Raw genomic sequence first — 2851 nt, forward strand, 5'->3', positions numbered from 1 at the left:
ATTGGGTGGACTTGTACGATAGCCTCAAAGAGAAAAAGTAAGTCCAATCATCTTGTTCGCGTAAACAATTCGCGAACACTATTTTCTTTGTTTTACCCTCTATTTCTCCTTAACCGAGCAGTATTGGCAGTAATCGGTATAGGTAAAACATTACAACTAGAATCATTAATTTCTGGATCAACGCATGGTCTACTTAAATCTTCAGCTTTCAACCACATTTCTACAAAATGCGTTTTATTTGAGCTTCTATTTAAAATTAAACCTAAATACTGCTGTAACCTCAGAGAAAGCATGATATTACCGGGAATATTTATGCCGCTCCCCTTACAATTCTGACAAAATTCTTTAACTTGAGGAACGGCTGTTAACCAAGTCCGTGCTTCTACACTTTTTTTTGTACCTACTTTCCAATCCTGACTTGGGTTTTTTACATATTTCCAATTCGCCATAAGATATTCAATTTTGCCGTTATTCTCTCTCCATTTTATTTGCTCATTACTTTTTGACAATGACCAAAGATTTTTTACCACTTTCTCTTCACTCGGTCTTTTTGCATCCTCAATCGCTGCATCTAATTGCCTTTTCAAAGCGTTATAACTTTCCGGTTTATTTTTATCCAGATACTCATTGACATTGGGGTTTATTTCTGATTGTGTGAATAAATCCTTTCTGAGGTTTGACCTACTCTGTATGGAAATTTCTGTAGCTAGCAAACTGGAGTATCCTACTGCCAAAAATGCACCTGTCAAGCCGAAAAATACTTGAATCTTCAATTTTTTCATCAAAATAATCCTGTTGATTGACAACAATCGGGTAAATGTCCCATCCCATGTAAATATCAGGGCGAACGCACGGTATTTCTGAAACCCTTACTGGGTAAGGATATTGACGAAAAAATAGGCTAAATTTAAAAACGCCGAAACCCTTGCTATTAAAGGATTCTTATACTTTAGATGCGTTTGCCCTGATGTAAATATGGGTTCAATTCAAATAAAAAATTATTTGTCGGTGTTAACACATTAGTGTCGCCAGCCTCATGCAAGAAAGCTAAATTAGCCTAGTTCAAGGGTTAGCCCATTATACGCACACAGATAAGTCTTTTTTGTCTGCCGTTATTATTCCCGCATATTGGCAGGGAAATGTCTGTGAGCCACAACAGAATGGGGAAGAAAAACCTTTAGAGGAACTGAATAATCTAGATTAAATAATGTTGCAGCCCCCAAAGAAGAGATTAGACCTCTTGCATAAATCAAAAATAAAGAACCCCACCCCGTATTTGCTAACGCAAACGCTCCCCTCCCGAAGAGCGGGGAGGGGTTGGGGGTGGGGTGTTAGGGACTTTTGCAAGAGGTCTATTGACTGGCAATTTTGGCAGGTAAGCCGGGGTCAAACTAGGGACTGGGGAAGAGTCCGCGATCGCATATCAATGATTTATTCAATGTAGTTGACTAAATCAGCATTAAAAATCCAATAGATAAAACAGCTTTGAGGTGCTTTTTTGGATTCTTTGACCGTCATCTCTCAAGGATGTTGCTGGTCATAATTGGAGAGCTTTTCACCCAGACATTTTGATTGTAATAAAAATCACCACGCTGTTCTAATGTAAACCCACCCAGCAATAATCCCAACCATATTTCTACCATCGGCATTTTCAACGCACGTTGCAGTTTAACTAAAGAAATCTCATCTTTGACATTTATTAGGTAGTTAGCGATTGCACTTTGCCATTTTTGGACATCCTCATCTGATGCCAAATTGCGGACATCTTCTAAAGTTGTCACCTCATCGAGCATTGCCAAAACATTCGCTTTCTCAACGGGTGCTACTACAGAATCACCCTCTTCAGTAGAATGTGAAAATTGGTGTGGCCCATGCGGTCTAAAGGTTTGTGGTGTTTGCGGTTCAATCAAATCATCTAAATCTAGGTGCATTGTTGTCCGCACTAGACCAGCAAAGAGATCGGTGCTAACAATTGGCCCCAAAAGGCTATTGCGATCACGGGTATCCTGCAACAGCACTTCGGCACGAGATTTAAGAATATCCGCAATTTGACTGAAAGCAATACCTGCGGTTGATAACTGTGCCTCCAAGGGTAATTTTTCTAACTCCGCATCTAAACATTCCCACATCGGTGCTAGTGTTGATGTAGCTGGAGATTCTGACAACTCATCTAATACATCCCAGATGGTTAATTGACGATATGTGGTCATCTCTAAGATTGTGGATGCAAGGGGCAAGGCCGCACTGGGCAGTAACTTGAGGTAATCTCAAACATATCCTTATATTGATATAGTGAAACACTATATTGTTTTGCAAAAGCCTGTAACACCTGATCTGTATAGGCGCGGATCTTGCCAGCCGTTAACCCAAAGCAATGAATTGGTTCTAAGCGACAAATAGGCTGTTGTCCCAGCCAGAGTTCTGCCGACATAGCGTGCAATGGTTTATCCCCTGGTTCTTTATACAAATACAGCACTGCAAAATATGTTGCTGGTGGTTCGACTGTTACTGAATCAATTTCTGCTGAATTATTCTGGGAGCGGTGGCGATAGAATGAGCGGCGATTGTGGCAAACTTTTGGATTCCAACACCCGTCCCCTGCTGTTCCATGTAAAACTTTGGCTTTCGTTGTTGGTAGTTTGGAACATAACTGACATTTAGGATCGAGTGGCTTTGGCATCGTTTAGTCTATTGATTCCTCCGTAACATACTTCCACACCTATAGGGGGTACAGCCGGGATACGTGCAAAATGGGACACGTTGTAAAGTTTTGTAAAGAAATCAGGTTGAAACCATTGATTTTAGGTTCAGTCGAGCCAGAAATTGTTGAAGCGATCGCTCGATAGTTCTG

The 2851-nt window shown here is 40.6% G+C and carries 3 protein-coding genes; all 3 read right to left on the reverse strand.

Annotation, left to right across the window (positions count from 1 at the left end):
* Window positions 1-92: 92 nt before the first annotated feature.
* Window positions 93-782 carry a hypothetical protein gene (locus LC608_RS36560; protein ID WP_229558174.1) on the reverse strand — a complete coding sequence of 230 codons (690 nt, stop codon included), beginning with the start codon at window positions 780-782 and terminating at the stop codon, window positions 93-95.
* 732 nt (window positions 783-1514) lie between these two features.
* On the reverse strand, window positions 1515-2210 hold the full coding sequence (locus LC608_RS36565) for a hypothetical protein (protein WP_229558175.1): 696 nt from the start codon (window positions 2208-2210) through the stop codon (window positions 1515-1517).
* A 2-nt stretch (window positions 2211-2212) separates the two neighbouring features.
* Entirely contained in the window at window positions 2213-2680 is a 468-nt protein-coding gene (locus LC608_RS36570; RefSeq protein WP_229558176.1) for a hypothetical protein, read from the reverse strand.
* Between the last annotated feature and the right edge of the window lie 171 nt (window positions 2681-2851).

The organism is Nostoc sp. XA010 (assembly GCF_020829625.1).
GTDB lineage: Bacteria > Cyanobacteriota > Cyanobacteriia > Cyanobacteriales > Nostocaceae > Nostoc.